Raw genomic sequence first — 14,795 nt, forward strand, 5'->3', positions numbered from 1 at the left:
TCACGCAGACGGCGATCATGGCGCATTGAGCCTGGGAAGTTCTTACTCTTAGTCCTGATGGAACCGGGGAGGGGTTGCCGGACACTTATGGGTATGGGGAACCAGGGGAAGGCACATACGGACAGTGAACTGTGGTTGCGCGTCCTGGAAGGTGACGGTTCCGCTTTCGCAGCACTCTTCCTTCTCCACCGGGACAGAGTCTTCGGTCACAGCCTGCGCGTGGTCAGAACGCCCCATGAGGCTGAAGACGTCACTGCGATGGTGTTCCTCGAAGCCTGGCGCTGCAGAGCAAAGGTCCGGTTGGTCAACGATTCGTTAATCGGCTGGCTGCTGGTCACGACCACCAACGTCGCCAGGAACCGGCTCAGGTCCACTCTCCGGTATGAGCAACTCATCCGGAAACTTCCGCAGCCAGAGACGGCACCGGATCACGGCGACTCCGTGGCCGACGCCGTTGACCAGGACCGACGCTCTCAGCTCCTGTACCGGGCCTACCGTTCACTGGGCCGCAGAGACCAGGAAATCATCGCCCTCTGCGTTCTCGAGGAGATGAGTACCGCTGAAGTAAGCCAGCTGCTGCGTATTCCGCCTGGCACAGTAAAGTCGCGGCTCTCGCGCGCCAAACACAAACTGTCCCAGCTGATAAAACCACAAGCCGGATTGCGACCGGCCAACCCACTCACCCCTGAAGAGGGCACACCATGAATGACACCACCCGTCCACAGCCCTTCAACGAGGAACGCAGCAAAGCCATCGAACAGCTCCTCGCCAACGTTGCCCAGGATGGAACCCCGGAAAACCGTCACTTTCAAAACACAAAGGGTAAGCGGATTCTGCTCTCCGCCGTTGTGGTCGCCGTGGCAGTAAGCGGAGCGGCTATAGCGCTGCAAATGCCCGTCACGGATAAGAGTTCAATCGCTTGCTTCGCACGCGCCGAGCTCAGCGGCAACCAATTCCCCGGCACCACAGCTGTCTTGGGAGAAGGCACCAGGGTTGGTGAACCATCAACGCAACGCAACCCGATTCCTATCGAGGACGCGTTGACTCTCTGCCGGGACATGTGGGCCCACCACGGGCTCGACCCCGATAGCCCGAATGGCAGGGCACATCCCAGCCTTTATGACCGCAGCTTCTCCTACCCGATCCCGAACCCACTGACCGTATGTGTTCTGAGTGACGGCCGCGCCGCGGTAATCCCCGGTGATGAAGACGTTTGCGCCAAGCTTGGCCTTGCTTTGAAAGCCGACGAGTCACCCTGACCCTGATCGTCAACAGCCTTCTTCCGCGACTATCTGAGATGGCTGCTTTCCGTCCGCTCAACGTTCCCCCAACGGACCCCAGGCCGCCAGAGCGGGCCTGTCTTGACCACCACCTCTGGCTTTTCACGGTTACCGGATCGCGTGGTCCGGGTTTTGCTGGTCGTACAGTTCCCGTGATTGCCCGATGGAATCCTTATGTTCCAGTGACCAGTCCGCGAGCTGTTTGACCAGATGGGTGAGGCTGCTTCCGCGCTGCGTGAGTTCGTAGGTGACCTGCGCGGGGACCGTGGGGTAGACGGTCCGGGTGACCAGGCCATCGCGTTCGAGCCGCCTGACGGTGAGGGTCAGCATGCGCTGGGAGATTCCGTCGATCGCGCGCTGCAGTTCCCTGAAACGCCTCGTGCCGGAGGCCAGCTCTACGATGACGAGCACTGACCATTTGTCGCCGATCCGGTCCAGTACGTCACGGATACCGCAGTCCGGATGATCGGCATCACCGCACGGCTCAAGCATGGCGGTTACTTCCGTGTGACTGCCTGACACCAGAGTGCCTCCTTGTGCATATTCAGGTGGTTACCGAGGATGAGTCTAGTTACCGAAAAGTACCAGCGAAAAGAGCGCATGCATGATTCTCGTTACCGGGGCCTCCGGCCACCTCGCCACAGCAGTCCTCGAACACCTCACGGAATCCGGTGCGCCGGCTGTCGGGGGAACCCGCAACCCTGCCGGTAACGGGCAGCTCCGTCAGCTGGACTTTGACGATCCCGGAACGCTCGACTTCGCCGGCGTGCACACGCTGGTCCTCATCTCTGCCGGGACGGCCGAAGACGACGTCGTCATCGGCCGGCATGAGAACGCCATCACGGCCGCGGAACGCGACGGAGTACGGCACATCGTTTACACCAGCCTCGCCGATGACGGCGATCACCTCGGATTCGCTCTGGCCCACCGGTGGACCGAACGCCGCCTCCGGAACGGAGAGCTCCCGTGGACGGTCATGAGGAACGGTTTGTATGCCGAGCTGATCGGTCAACTCCTTACGCCACGAGATGGAGTGATTACAGCTCCGTTCGGCCGCGGCGGGGTAGCGGCCGTCGCTCGGCAGGACCTCGCCGAAGCGGCGTCAATCGTCGCCCAGAACCCCCGGCCGCACAGCGGCCAGACCTACAACCTGGTCGGGAAAAGGGTGATCACGGGCCAGGACGTCGCGGACCGCCTGGGGTCGGCGTACCGGCCGGGCACATTGGAGGATCTTAGGGACACCCTGGACACGGCAGGGCTGTTGCCGTTCCAGCCCCCAATGCTGTTGTCCATCCACACCGCTGCCGCTCACGGATTCCTCGACGGAACCGCAACCGACATCACACATATTCTGGGAAGGGACCTGGTGGATCCGCTGACTGTTGCAGCAGCAGCCGCGCACAGCTGACACGAATCGAGAGGGCGCCCGCTCAGGGTTCCCCAAATGGGACGGCAGAGCAGCCGAGCATGCTGCTCCAGCTTTTTATTGAGATCACAGCCAAAGAAATATTGATCGGATTGAAACTAGTGGTTCAGACTGGACCACTATTTTTGTGGCCCGCGTATCGGGACAATCAGGGCATGGGACGTTCGAGAGAAATCCGCGGGTTCACTGCTGCATGCGTTCTGATTTTCTCCGTCACCGCCTGCGGAAGCGTTGGCAATAACGGGCAGGGAGAATGGCGCCAGGAGCCGCCACTGCCATCTGCAGAGCCTTCCCCCGAAGTTACTGAGGGTACAGAAATAGCCGACCGAAGCGAGTGCCAGGAGACAGTCCGGCTTCTGACCAAGTCAACAGAATCGATAGCCCCTTCCGCTGATTCTGCGACTGCATCCAGCTGCGGCACAACCTTCGTCCCACTGACCGAGGAACAGATGCGCAATGCCACTCCTCTACCCATGCCCCTTCCACCAACCCGCAGCTCCGACGGGAACTCGGCAGATTCGCAGGTCACGACGCCGAAAGAGGGAGAGCAGCGAGAGTGGACCCCCGAACGAATGAGAAGTGCCTCTCCACAACCAATGCCCGGGGTTCCGTGATGCCTAACTATCCAAACTGAGGCGGAGTGTCCCGTAGAGGGTTCCCCCAACGGGCGGCCCAATGTCTACTGGACGCGATTCCCAGCAACGCGCTAGTCAGACCTCAGTGCAAGCCCCTTTAGGCACTGAGGGGTGTCCGAACAGGACGAAGTTCGTGCCGTCGTCCTCCAGAACAGATACGTAGCTCGGCCCGAAAAGAGTAATGGCGGATTCGCAAATAGCAATCGCGCTCTTTGCCTCCTCGCTACCATCGGCGCCGCGCGGGTCCACGACACTGGTCTCGATGCGGATCCTGCCCGGCTCGGCTTCAGTCAAGGATTTGATCTTGTCCAACCAAGGCGCGTCTTTCTTGGCTGTCTTGAAGTCCGCAGTTTTGTCCAGCCCATTGGTTGCGCTGGGAATGGAGTCAGGGGCTGCAGCAGCCTGGCTGACGATCGCTTGTGTCGGCGTAGCAGTACTGGGTGCCTTCTGCGGAGCGGAGGGTGAGCAACCACTGACCAGCAGGGCAACAGTAGCCGGAGCTAAGACTGAGAATGAGGAAGCAATCCTGTGGGCAGTTGATTGTCTTGCATATTTCGACTGGTTCCGCTGCATGTTCTGTTCCCCCGATGTCCGCAACCGCTGAAAGTAACGCTCGTGCCTTCAGCATGGCACCTGGGTATGCCGCTGCCAAAAGTTCTAAGAAAGCCGCAACAATCACCCGTAAGCCAAAACCGGAAAAGGAGGTCGGGCGGCGTCCGGTGAAGGATCCCCTTGAGGGCTGCAACCGTCCGCTGAGGTTCGGGGCTTGGGGGGGGTGGCTAAGGGATTCATCGGGAGTTCATGGGCAAGGGTTGGGCTCACTACTGAAAGGGAAGCTTTGAGCCTTGGGGGAAAGGCAGGACTCCTTGTGCTGGTGTATTGGTGAACCACTCGTCGCCCTGCTTGGAGGCAAAAATGATGACTCTTTGAGCTGTATCGAGCGGATCGCCGTCCGGGTAGGACCCTCCTACAGTGCAGGTCGGGGGTGTGGAGGTGATGCGCAGGTTCCCCTCTCCTGGATTCCCTTTGAGTACCTTCTCGACTTCTACAAGGTGGGTCGTGGCCTTGTGACCGTAAATGCTGGTTTCGCCGGCCCGGCTTACTGATTTTCCGATGAGCACCATGCCGGCGTTGTCGTATTGATCCTGAGGGGTCGCGAATCGGACCCACTCAACGCACGCGAAGGGGCCACCGCTTGGAACGGGGCTGCTGGTAGAACCAGGGATTGAGCTGGTGGAGTTCGTCGTGGGTTCGGCAGTTCCCGGTCCGCCCGTCACCGTGTCGCTGCATGATGTCAGCAGCATGGTGAGAAGTAGGGATGGAATCAGGCATCGCCACAACCTAATGGAGGACAGAGGGTGCGTACCCGCACTCACGGATGGCGCTCCCGGAACGGCGGAATGCGGCTGAGTGCAGGGATACCAGCGAATGATTGGTTCACCCTGGCGGGGCACTTCGCGTTGGGTAGGAGGGTATCCCTCCGCCGGAGCCGGCGGCCATGAAGACACCTATCTGGGTTTCTCCGTCGCTTTTGAAGACGGGGACCTGGCGCGGAGGGCGCGGGGTACTGAAGTTCTTGACGGCATCTTCCGGGCTGGTAGGCATGGGACCTCCGTACAGGTCACGGGCGTGGGCGTACCCGGATTGCCCGTTGGTGGCCATTACAGCGATCAGGTCGGGGGTTCCGTTCTCCTGGCTTTCGACGCCGTAGGTTTCACCCTTGGCATTGACACCCAGGGGTGTTCGTTCCTGCTTTACGTACTCGGCGGTAAGCTGCCAGCGGGCCTCGGGGTCGGTCTTGATCGTGACACTGTCCTGGCCGGGGACGAGGTTGATGGTGTAGCCGCTCCAACCCAGTCTGTCGCTGGCCGCATCCACTTCCGAGCAGCTGCTCGATGCGCCGTCGGGAAACTCAAACCAGCCAGGGGTCAAGCACCTAAGTTCCATTTGAATCCCCGTCGTTCCGTCGGGAGGAGTGCCCAGCTCAACGGTTGCTGTGCCGGTGTAGGTTGTGGTCACGGGCGAAGCCAACGGTGTCACCGTTTCGCCTCCAGGGATGAAGAAAAGACCTGCCGCCGCTGCTCCGATACCAAGCAGTCCCGCCGCGGCCAGAGCGCCGGTACCAAGCCAGACCCTGGTACGCCTGCGTTTCGCAACTAGTGCTCCCTCGTTGACTTGGGATACGAGTTCCGTCCGTAGGGCATCACTGAACAGATCATCGACGTGGAGCTGGTTCATGTCCGTTCTCCTTCCAACACCGGGGTTGGAGCGGTGGGCGGGTTAGGTGATGCATCAGGGGCGAGGGCTGCTCTGAGCCGCTGGCGGGCCCGGTGGATCCGTGATTTCGTTGCGGCAGGGGTCAGATTCAGGACAGCGGCGGCAGCGGCGATGGTGTGCCCCTCGAAAACGACCAGGGTGACCAGGTGCAGGTCCTCGGCAGTCAATGTGGCCAGAGCCCTTGCAAGGTCCTGGTCAAGAGTGTCCTGGTAAGAGCGGTAAGAATCTGCTGATGGGTCGCTGAGGTCCTCGGTTCGGGGAAGGGAGTTTAGGAGACGTTGATAGCGGAGCGCTGAGCGGGTGCTGTTGCGTGCCATGTTCGTGGTCGTCACCAGCAACCACGGAAGGATCGATCCTTCCACCACCCGGACCTTCTTTCGCCGCAGCCAGAGCTCAAGAAAGGAGGCAGCCATGATGTCTTCAGCGTCGTGGTGGTTCCCGCACAGCCGGTACGCGTGGCGGAAAACCCTGTCCCGATGCCGGTCGTACAGGGCGCCAAACGCATCGCCCTGACCCAGAAGGCTCTGGTGCCACAGCCCCTCTTCACCGTCTCCGTTCTTCCCCATGCCCTTTAGTGTCCGGCAAAGCCCAAAAGGTTTCACCGAATCCGAAAAAGTTTGAGATCCGCGCTCCGACGTGCGACCAGGTTAAGGGCAAGCGTTGAACGGGTCCAGCCGGGGCGGCGACATCTCGGGCGTCTTCCGCACCGGCGGGACAGGGTCCGAAAAGGCCTGAATTTTTCGCCCGGTCAAGGTTCGGCTTACGGGCACCACGAGGAACGCGACGGCAGGCTCCCACATAACGTGACCGACCCCGGCTAATGGGACAATTTTGGAGGCTCTGGAGTAGTGGGGGCAAACCTACGGGGATGGAACAAGCCTGAAGGCGTAACGGCAGTCTGGGCCAGCAGCGGGCTCCACCTTCATATCTGCTCCTTCAGTGGCCAGCTGCACTGTTGTTCTAAAGACCTCCCCATTGCATGGGACCTGCATGGGAGCGAGAACTTCGGCGCCGTCCCAGGCCGCCGACACCGAGATCTCTGCATCGGGTGGTCCTTCGCAGAGGAAATGCAATTCGTACTTCCCGGGTGCAGCCGGCTCTCCACTTGCGTAGCTGGTGGCTGTGTTCGATTCCCGTGCCCCGAACACTTCACCGGGCAACTCGGGTTTCAGCTTCTGTCGCGACCACTCCAACAGATCTTTTGACCTTGAAATACCCGGGTTGCTGTTGGGGCCTACCGTAACACCGGCTACAGCCGCGTCGCCCGGGAACGGAGTCGCACGGACGGTGAGGGGACCGCCCGCGTGCCTTTCGAATCGCCTCATGGCGGTGGAGTCGCACGGATATTCCATTTCTTCCGGCGGGCCCCCGCCCCTCACCACGGTGAGCGTAGCCGTAAGTACCCCAGCACAGGCGACAGCGATCTCATAATCTCCCGGGGCGAGATCCACCGTAAGCTCCCCCGCGGGGTTGGCTTCCGATGGCATTCCAGGATCGGTCTTGGATACCAGGAGCAAACGCGCCACATCGTCAATGTTGTCCTGGACAGACCGCGGCCGCCCCGTTGCGCTCTGCGACGCGGGGTTAGGTAGTTCCTCGCCCATGCCAACGTACTCACAACCCACCAGGGCAAAGGCGAGTACGGTCAAAAACAGAACTCTTCCCGGCAGAGTCTGCATCCCCCAATGAGCTGACATGGCCTGAGTCTAATCCCACGCTTTCCAGGTTCGCGCGCCTGCGGCTCAGATAACAATGTTGCGAAACCGTATCAGCCGCTACGGGGAGCTTCAGCATCGCCCCCAACAACGAAAGCGGTGCTCAAATATGTCCGCTAGTGGTTCCCCATTTGGACGTCAGGGAAGTGCAATCATACGGTCAGGTTGGGACGGCCAGTGCCATTTCAGAAGTCGCCTTCAGGAAAAGTCGAAGTCGTCTGTAACAGTTCTGACTGTTGCGCTCGGGTCCCGTTTGGGGAATGCCTAGCGGTTGCTACCCTCGGGGTGTGGCCGGTTAAGCCGGGTCATGAGCTCTCGGTTGGCGGCCCGTGCCGCGTCGAGCTCGTCGTCGCGTTCTGAGAGTTGCCGACGTTGTTCTGCGGTGTGTTGTTCCAGTTCGTTGAGGCGGCGCTGGAGACGGTCGACGTCGTCGGGGGCCCCGAGGCCGGACTCGCGCCACACCTCTTCACCGAGATGCTCGGACAGGCGCTGGCGGAGTTGGGCGTTTTCGCGGGACAGACGGGCCATGTGCTCATGAGCGTTGGCCAGGTCTGCAATGAGGGATGGCCTGCTAACGCCCGGTCCTCCGGCCTTGGCGGTGGTCGGTTCGGCGGCCTTGAGAAGCACCGCGGCGTGAAGGTCGCGGTGGCGATAGAGGAAGCTGCGGTCCACCCCGGCGCGGCGGGCGATCGCGGAGATGCTGATTTCGGCGCCCAGATGGACAGCTTGCTCGAGCGCGGCGAGGACACGTTGCCGGCATCGTGTGCTGTGGGCTTGCCGGGCCGCGGCGATGCCGTTGGTGTTGCTGTTCACAGTTTCTCCGGTCCCGTGCTGGGATCGGGCTTGCCCCTGATCGCGGGCATGCCCAGATTGGTCACTTGGCGGGTGCGGCGAACGGCCGAAACGGCGGCAGCGATGTCGGCCTGTTCGGCGGGGGCGAGCTGTTCAAGGTGTTCCCCGACCCGGTGCACGAGTTCTTTCACCCGGCGGATTTCCTCCTCTGAGGGTAAAGCTTCTGTTCTGGCCCAGTTTTCGAGATCGGTGGTGGCCAGCACGCGTTCGCGGTCGCGGAGCAGGTCATGCAGGTATGCCTTCAACTCCGGCAGATGCGAAGGATCGGTGTGGAAGTGATCGCAGCCGACGCAGCGAAACCGGAATGGGCAGGCGCCACCGCCTGCCTGGACGTTGGAGGGTTCGTGACAGTTGCCGTAGGGCACCGATACCTGGCCGAGTGTGTGGCGCGCGTGCTCGTCTTCGAGTAGAGCCTGGGTGTCTCGCCAGAGGTGGTTGCCGTGCCGGTCGAACCGGTGGTCGGCCAGCCGGTCGACCGCGGCACGGCGGCGTTTCTCGCCGACTTGGTAGTAGGCCTGGGTCGAGCTCAACAGCTCGTGGCCCATCAGCTCGGCGAGTACATCGAGCGCGACGCCGGCGTCGGCATGCCGTTGCGCGTAGGTGTGTCGATAGGAGTAGGGCGTGATCGTGGTCAGGTCGTAGTTGCTGCCGTCAGAGCGCCGGAGAGGTGAGGGCAGCGAAGCGAGCCAGCCGCGGTGGGCCCGGCCGATGCGATGCCGGGCCATCGGGCGCCGACCGTCGGGGTCTTCGTCTGAGGGCAGCAGAACCAAGGACGCCGGGTTGCTGCCGGGGAACTGCTCCCGCATTGCTTTTTGTTGGGCGGTGATTAGCTCGGCGGTCGCCTGGGTGATCGGAAGCCGCCGGCCCGGCCTGTTGTTCTTGAGATCGTCGTAGACCAGGACATAGTTCCCGTCGTGGTCGCGGTCTATGCACTCCCAAGGCAGGTTCAGGATCTCGCCGGGCCGGCGGCCCGTGTCGATGAGCAACTCGATCGCAACGGCCAACTCTTTGGGCGCCCGGCTGCGCAGCAGCGGCAGGGCATCGCAGAGCTGGGCAAGGATCTCGGGAGGCAGCGACCGGTTGGGAGCTTGCCGGTCGGGGCGCCGGGGAACGTCCTCGCGGCGGAACGCGAAGTCGTCAGGCAGCCCGCTGAGCGGGTCACCGGCCCGGGTCAGGCCGAGCAGTCGCATCTGACGCAGCGCATGATGAGCCTTTCGACAGCTCAGGGACCGGGGACAACGCGGTGATCTTCCCGCAATGCTCCAGGTAGGCGAGTCGCTGCAGAAACAACTCAATGTCAGGGCGGCCGAGGTCACGGATGATCAGGCCGCGGTCGCTTCGATGGGCGCGCAAACTCTCTGAGAGACCCGCCAATGCCGCCACGTGGGCCCTCAACACCGTGGTGGCGCCCTCGCCCCGACGACGTATCAGGTCGTGTATCGCCCACCGTTTCGCACCCTCGCGTAACCAGGGTTGGCTGATCGCCGTGAAGTCCAACCGCCCGCTGTGGCCAAACAAGGACATCGCCCAGATGTCCTTGGCCTGTTCTGCATCCAACTGGCCCTCGGGCGACAACGTGACCAGAGCACGGGCTGGCACCGCGGTCACCTCGTCACGTTCCCGGTGACGTGGCGGCCCGGGCTACCCGCTCCACCGCCGCGCGCAACCGCTCCGGTGCCGGATGGAGATACACCTGGCTCGAGCTGATCGAGGCATGGCCGAGTAGCTCCTGGACCTCGTCGATGCTCCCGCCGGCGTCCAGGACGTTGCTGGCAAACCCATGACGCAGCGCATGCGGGTGCACGGCCGGATCCAGACCCGCACGGCGGGAGGCTGCGGCCAGCAATTCGTTTACCGCAGCGGGAGTCATCGGTGCGCCGATGGGGGCCCGGAACAGGTTCACGAACACGAAATCGCTCCCACCTGCCGCGGGATTCATGGCCCTCTCGGTGAAGTACTGGTCGTGGGCATACACGACCAGTGAATCCACCGGGACGATCCGGGAGTGCCGCGATTTTGCCCACGCGCCGTTCGTGTTCTGCCTCCGCACCACGTGCAGGTGAGATCCGGGAAAGCCACAACCCAAGGACGACGAGTCAACCAGGAAATGGACGTCCTCACGCCGCAGCCCCACCAGCTCGCCGCGACGCAGCCCCGCCCGCGCGAGCAGCATCACCAGCAGCCGGTCACGCGCCGAGAGGCATGCCCTCAGCAGCGCAAGGACGTCTTTATTGCTGGCCCGGTCAGGCCGTAGTCTGATAGCCGGAACCCGGTGCCGGGCCTTCACCCGCAGCCTCCAGGCGCCGTCCTCGCCGCGCGCCTCAGCCGGCAGATCCTGGCTATTGGCAAGCTCATAAAGACGACCAAGCACTCCTCTCGGAGCGTCGCCGTGATCCACCGCAAAGGCCAGGAAGCCCCGCACCCCTGCGAGCACGCAGTTAATCCGCCGCGGTCCTCGGACCGCAGCCTCGACCGGACCGCCGGTCGTTGTCCCCGGCTGCGACGGGGAGTGGCGGAGCCACAATACGAACGCCGGCATCTTCCCCGCAGCGGCCCGCCAATCCTGCCCGGTGGCCGCACACCACGACAGATACAATGCGACCGCGCCCGCATAGGTCTTAGTCGTCGACTCGGCAGCATCTGTCTATGTCAATCTCATTCAGGACCACCATGACGGTCTGATTCAGGTCCACCCTCAGCAAATAGGTGTGCGCCAAATCGGCGACTGAACCCCAGGAGGAGACGATTCTGAAGCGGAGCTGGCCGCGTCGGCGGGGAGCTTACATCCGCGCGAATTTGGCCTTCACCATCAGGTAAAACCCGTAACAGATCAGACCTGCTCCGACGGCGGTCAGCATGTACACCCCGTACGGCTGCTCGCGCAGCGCCTTCAGCCCGCCATCCAGGCCGGTGGACTCCTGAGGGTTGGCGTTAACGGTGGAAATGATGAACAACAATCCCACCAGAAACAGTGCAACGCCCTCCGCTATGTAGCCGACCACGCCCAGCCCCGTCACGACGGACCGGGCGATGCCAGAGGGCGGCAGCCGCAGATCCTTCTTGAACGATCCCTTGACTCCGAGGACCACGAAGACAAGGCCGACGACGGCGATCGCGGCTCCGATGGCGATCAGCAGGATCGCACCCCCGGGTGCTTTGATGATGGAGACGGTGAAATCGCTGGTGGTCTTACCGCTGTTCTTGCTGTTGCCGCTGGCGGAGGCAGCAAACGTCAGTGCGATGACAGCGAACACCACCGCCTTGCCGGCTGCGGCAAGCTTCCTGCCCACCTTCTTCTTGGCCTCCAGCTGACCGTAATCGAACACGGCGTTACTGGTTTGCCAGAGAGCCAGAGCCACACAGGCGGCGAATCCGGCCCACAGCAACAGCAGCCCCTGCGGCTGGGCGGCGAGTTGGGCGACGGCACCGGCCTGATCCGCCGGTCCCGCCTTTCCCGCCGTGCCTAATGCCAACTGGATAGCGACGAACCCAACCAGAAAGTGCAACAGGCCGCTGACGGCAAAACCTGCCCTGGCGGCAATCACAAGAGCCCTCGAGTTCGATGCATCCTCGACCGCGTTCGCCGCGTCCTTCAGCTCTCTCTTCATTTCCGATCCCTAGCGCAAACGCAAGCACAGATGTGGTGGTCTACTACGCCTATTTTGTCACGTGAGTGCACGCTCAGACAGGCCTGGTCGAGCCAGCGAAGACAGCCTGGCCCGGAGCCGAGCCGGTTCAGGCAGGGAGCGCGCACAGGCAGGCCGATCAGGTCGGGGCCGGGGGAGCCGACGAACCGGACCGGCTTGCCCGGACCCTGACGCTGCTGCCGCACGGCGCGTTGAGCATCAGCAGCGAGCACAGGATGACGGTGACGCTGCGGCCGCGCGGGAAGCCGCCCGGCTCCTCGACCGGGTCAGCTCCACCTGCACCAAAGTGCCTATACCGGGATTTCATCCCGGATCCGCTGTGACGGCCTGAATCCGGTCCTCCACGAAGCTGTTTTAGAGGCCGGATTGCTGTTGAAGGGTGTGGGCGAGGCGGTAGGAATCGGTACCCGTTTCGATGATGGTGCCTTTGAACGTGAGCCGGTCCACGATCGCGGCGCACAGGCGCGGATCCGTGAAGGTCTTCGTCCAGCCGGAGAACGACTCGTTGGAGGCGATGGCGATGGAGTTTTTTTCCTCTCGTTCGGTGAGGACCTGGAAGAGCAGCTCCGCTCCGCGTTTGTCCAGTTCCATATAGCCCAGCTCGTCGATGCAAAGCACATCCACCCGCCCGTAGCGGGCGATGGTCTTGGCCAGCATCTTTTCGTCGGCAGCTTCGACGAGTTCGTTCACGAGCCTGGTGGCGAGGGTATATCTGACCCGGAAGCCTTTCTCCGCGGCCGCCGTCCCCAGTCCGATGAGCAGATGGGATTTGCCTGTGCCTGAGTCACCGATCAGGCACAGGGGCGATCCTTTACGGATCCAGTCCCCGGTCGCGAGGGTGTGGATGGTGGCGGGGTTGATGTTCGGGTTCGCGTCGAAATCGAAATCGCCGAGCCACTTGTCCCGCGGGAAGCCTGCTGCTTTGACCCTGCGGATGGAGGAGCGCCGGTCACGGTCATCGCACTCGGCCAGCAGCAGCTCGGCCAGGAATCCCTGGTAGCTCAGCTGTTCCTTCCCGGCGACGGTCAAGGCTTCGTCCAGGACCGCCCGGACGGTGGGCAGGCGCAGCCGGCGGCAGGCCTGGTCCACGGCCGCGACGGCTGCCTGCTCGGTCAGGCCGCGCCGCCTGCGTAGGGTCGGGGTGATGGTGGTGGTTGGGGCGATGGGGCTCATGAGATGTTCTCCTTCGACGCTGTTCCTGCGGGGTGTTCGGTGCGTTTGGCCAGCAGCCCGTCATAGGCACTGACCGATGGCAGCGGCCGGATGTCCGGCGGGAGCCCGGCGATGACTGCTGCCGGATCCATGAGCCGGCGCTGGGTAAGACTGACAACCCGTTGCACTTTCACCTCATCGTGAGCAGCGGGATGAAGGTCCGGACCGGACCCACCCCCTGAAGACATCGTTGCGTGTCTGCGGGCCTCGACCGCGACGACGTCGGCGCTGACAGCGCCCACTCCCAGGGCCGCTGTGATCCCTGCCTTGATGTCGCCGGCGTCCATGGACCGGTGGAGCAGCAGGACGTCGATGAGTTCACGGGTGCCGTCCGCGTCGCCGTTGACCCGGCGGGAGGCGGCCCAGAACGCCTCATGGGCGCTGGTGAACGCCCCGGACTCCCGGGCCCTGGCCAGGGCGGTGGAACCGGGCAACGCCCCGGGTTTGGTCTTGAGGACCTCCAGATAGTGATCCAGCTGGACCGACTGCCCCGACCGGGCCGCTACCCGCTGATGCCTGGCAACCACGGCACGGCCGTCAAACACGACGACCTCGGACGCCCGCAGCGAGACCCGGACCTTCCGGCCGATGAACCGTGCCGGGACGGAATACTTCACCATCCGCACCGTGACCATCGAGGACCTGTCCACCCTGGGGTTCAACACAAGGCCCGGATTGAAGTCCTCCGCCGGCAACGGTGCCAGGAACGGCTGCTCGGCGGCGAAGTCCTGGCCGATCGTGCGGATCCTGTCATCGATCCGCCGGACATCGTCCCGGGCTTCCCATCTGCGGATCCGGTCGTTGAGCTCATCCAGGGACCCGGCGACAGGCATCGGGGAGAGCCGGTTGCGACGGAACCAGCCCACCTCGCCCTCAACCCCGCCCTTTTCATGAGCCCCGGCGATTCCGGGCTGGCATAGAAGGCATCAAAGCCATAGTGCGAGCGGAACAGCACCCACCGGTCATTTTCCTGCCGCTGACGGCCCTGCCCGAACACCACAGCAGTGACAGCGCTGGTGAGGTTGTCATAGCGGATGTGCCTGACCGGCACGCCACCGATCTCATTGAACGCCTCGATGTGGCCTTCCAGAAACGCTTCCTGGGCCTGCGTCGGATAAATCCGGTGGATGGCCTTGCCGGAGTGGGACAGCCGGAAGATGAACATGTGGCACTTCGTCTTCACACCGTTCAGGACCACCCAGACTTCACCGAAATCCACCTCAGCCTCCGCCCCCGGTGAATGTTCCTGCGGGACCCCCGGCTGCGAGACCAAGCCCAATGTTCGCCGCCATCTCTTGTGCAACATGCACAGGCTGCCCAACAAGATCGGGAACAGTCAGCGTCTGACGTTCAACCATCTCTGCATCTCCTTTGAGCTTGACAGCTAGAACGGCGAAACCAAACCTTCTCCCACCAGAATACCGCCGGCCGCTGGCGCAGCCGGGCTCTCACCGGACCCCGTATAACATGGGTCCCAATGAGACTGCGGTTTAACGCCAAACTGGGCTCAAATCAGATTTGACATTCTCAGGCCTGGCGTCGGAGTCGCGCTGCGTGCAGAGGACTTCTGACATCCCGTGCAGACGACTTCTGAAACTGACACCGGGCGTAGCCGATGCGGTGCGTGACCATGGGGTGTTCTCTTCTCAAAACTCGGTTCGGGGTCCTAGTTCGACTGTACCGATTCGAGAACTATTTGTGAGAACCAGGGCGGGGTTGCCGCTTTTCTTCATTCAGCCAATTTTCCGCGC

14 protein-coding genes and 1 pseudogene are annotated in these 14,795 nt (G+C 62.7%); 3 read left to right on the forward strand and 12 right to left on the reverse strand.

Annotation, left to right across the window (positions count from 1 at the left end; genetic code table 11):
* The first annotated feature begins 93 nt into the window (after positions 1-93).
* Positions 94-705, forward strand: a complete 612-nt coding sequence (locus AC1MCD_RS09185) for an RNA polymerase sigma factor (RefSeq protein ID WP_498677841.1) — start codon at positions 94-96, stop codon at positions 703-705.
* On the forward strand, positions 702-1,259 hold the full coding sequence (locus AC1MCD_RS09190) for a hypothetical protein (RefSeq protein WP_498677845.1): 558 nt from the start codon (positions 702-704) through the stop codon (positions 1,257-1,259). The genes AC1MCD_RS09185 and AC1MCD_RS09190 overlap by 4 nt, the downstream gene beginning before the upstream one ends.
* Positions 1,260-1,388: 129 nt before the next feature.
* Here AC1MCD_RS09190 and AC1MCD_RS09195 read toward each other — a convergent pair whose 3' ends face one another.
* On the reverse strand, positions 1,389-1,802 hold the full coding sequence (locus tag AC1MCD_RS09195; protein WP_498677847.1) for a winged helix-turn-helix transcriptional regulator: 414 nt from the start codon (positions 1,800-1,802) through the stop codon (positions 1,389-1,391).
* An 82-nt stretch (positions 1,803-1,884) separates the two neighbouring features.
* Between AC1MCD_RS09195 and AC1MCD_RS09200 the strand changes: the two genes are divergently transcribed.
* Positions 1,885-2,688 carry an NAD(P)H-binding protein gene (locus AC1MCD_RS09200; RefSeq protein ID WP_498677849.1) on the forward strand — a complete coding sequence of 268 codons (804 nt, stop codon included), beginning with the start codon at positions 1,885-1,887 and terminating at the stop codon, positions 2,686-2,688.
* Positions 2,689-3,416: 728 nt separating this feature from the next.
* On the opposite strand, the gene AC1MCD_RS09205 is transcribed toward AC1MCD_RS09200, so the two are convergent.
* The 11 genes and pseudogenes from AC1MCD_RS09205 to istA form a co-directional block, all read right to left on the reverse strand.
* Positions 3,417-3,914, reverse strand: a complete 498-nt coding sequence (locus tag AC1MCD_RS09205; protein WP_498677851.1) for a hypothetical protein — start codon at positions 3,912-3,914, stop codon at positions 3,417-3,419.
* A 248-nt stretch (positions 3,915-4,162) separates the two neighbouring features.
* Positions 4,163-4,465, reverse strand: a complete 303-nt coding sequence (locus AC1MCD_RS09210; protein WP_498677852.1) for a hypothetical protein — start codon at positions 4,463-4,465, stop codon at positions 4,163-4,165.
* A 313-nt stretch (positions 4,466-4,778) separates the two neighbouring features.
* The gene (locus AC1MCD_RS09215) at positions 4,779-5,579 is read right to left on the reverse strand and encodes a peptidase M56 family protein (protein WP_498677854.1); all 801 of its coding nucleotides are present in this window, start codon (positions 5,577-5,579) and stop codon (positions 4,779-4,781) included.
* Positions 5,576-6,184: an RNA polymerase sigma factor gene (locus tag AC1MCD_RS09220; RefSeq protein ID WP_498677855.1), complete on the reverse strand. Its 609-nt coding sequence runs from the start codon at positions 6,182-6,184 to the stop codon at positions 5,576-5,578. Before AC1MCD_RS09220 ends, AC1MCD_RS09215 begins: the two co-directional genes overlap by 4 nt.
* Positions 6,185-7,597: 1,413 nt before the next feature.
* The gene (locus AC1MCD_RS09225; protein ID WP_498677858.1) at positions 7,598-8,146 is read right to left on the reverse strand and encodes a DUF6262 family protein; all 549 of its coding nucleotides are present in this window, start codon (positions 8,144-8,146) and stop codon (positions 7,598-7,600) included.
* The gene (locus AC1MCD_RS09230) at positions 8,143-9,375 is read right to left on the reverse strand and encodes a tyrosine-type recombinase/integrase (protein WP_498677860.1); all 1,233 of its coding nucleotides are present in this window, start codon (positions 9,373-9,375) and stop codon (positions 8,143-8,145) included. Before AC1MCD_RS09230 ends, AC1MCD_RS09225 begins: the two co-directional genes overlap by 4 nt.
* A 422-nt stretch (positions 9,376-9,797) precedes the next feature.
* Positions 9,798-10,619 carry a tyrosine-type recombinase/integrase gene (locus AC1MCD_RS09235; protein ID WP_498677862.1) on the reverse strand — a complete coding sequence of 274 codons (822 nt, stop codon included), beginning with the start codon at positions 10,617-10,619 and terminating at the stop codon, positions 9,798-9,800.
* A gap of 346 nt (positions 10,620-10,965) precedes the next feature.
* Positions 10,966-11,793: a DUF1206 domain-containing protein gene (locus tag AC1MCD_RS09240; RefSeq protein ID WP_498677864.1), complete on the reverse strand. Its 828-nt coding sequence runs from the start codon at positions 11,791-11,793 to the stop codon at positions 10,966-10,968.
* A 157-nt stretch (positions 11,794-11,950) separates the two neighbouring features.
* Positions 11,951-12,139 carry a hypothetical protein gene (locus tag AC1MCD_RS09245; protein WP_498677866.1) on the reverse strand — a complete coding sequence of 63 codons (189 nt, stop codon included), beginning with the start codon at positions 12,137-12,139 and terminating at the stop codon, positions 11,951-11,953.
* 47 nt (positions 12,140-12,186) lie between these two features.
* Positions 12,187-13,005, reverse strand: coding sequence for an IS21-like element helper ATPase IstB (gene istB / locus AC1MCD_RS09250; RefSeq protein WP_498677867.1), 819 nt, complete (start codon positions 13,003-13,005; stop codon positions 12,187-12,189).
* Positions 13,002-14,299: pseudogene (gene istA, locus AC1MCD_RS09255) on the reverse strand (IS21 family transposase); the annotation flags it as partial. The gene istB and the pseudogene istA, both read right to left, overlap by 4 nt.
* Positions 14,300-14,795 lie beyond the last annotated feature (496 nt).

Source organism: Arthrobacter sp. BF1 (assembly GCF_056680215.1).